This window comes from Ligilactobacillus pabuli (genome assembly GCF_022836475.1).
GTDB lineage: Bacteria > Bacillota > Bacilli > Lactobacillales > Lactobacillaceae > Ligilactobacillus > Ligilactobacillus pabuli.
In genome coordinates this window covers 1-568 of record NZ_BQXH01000055.1, presented here as the reverse complement: position 1 = coordinate 568, position 568 = coordinate 1, and the positions used below count along the sequence as shown (strand labels likewise).

General features: G+C 50.4%; 1 rRNA gene. It reads left to right on the top strand.

Annotated elements, in window-relative coordinates:
- A 23S ribosomal RNA gene (locus tag LPAF129_RS11065) occupies positions 1-568 on the top strand; the annotation flags it as partial.

The following is a 568-nucleotide window of genomic DNA, read 5'->3' as shown; positions in this document are numbered from 1 at the left end:
TACCTAGTGACCGATAGTGAACCAGTACCGTGAGGGAAAGGTGAAAAGCACCCCGGGAGGGGAGTGAAATAGTTCCTGAAACCATGTGCCTACAAGTAGTCAGAGCCCGTTAAGGGGTGATGGCGTGCCTTTTGTAGAATGAACCGGCGAGTTACGTTATCATGCCAGGTTAAGGTGAAAAGCCGGAGCCGTAGCGAAAGCGAGTCTGAATAGGGCGCTTGAGTATGATGACGTAGACCCGAAACCAAGTGACCTACCCATGTCCAGGTTGAAAGTGTGGTAAAACACACCGGAGGACCGAACCCGTGTATGTTGAAAAATGCTGGGATGAGGTGTGGGTAGCGGTGAAATTCCAAACGAACTTGGAGATAGCTGGTTCTCTCCGAAATAGCTTTAGGGCTAGCCTCGGAAGTTAAGGATCGTGGAGGTAGAGCACTGTTTGGACTAGGGGCCCGTCTTGGGTTACTGAATTCAGATAAACTCCGAATGCCACTGATCTTGTTCCGGGAGTCAGACTGCGAGTGATAAGATCCGTAGTCGAAAGGGAAACAGCCCAGACCACCAATTA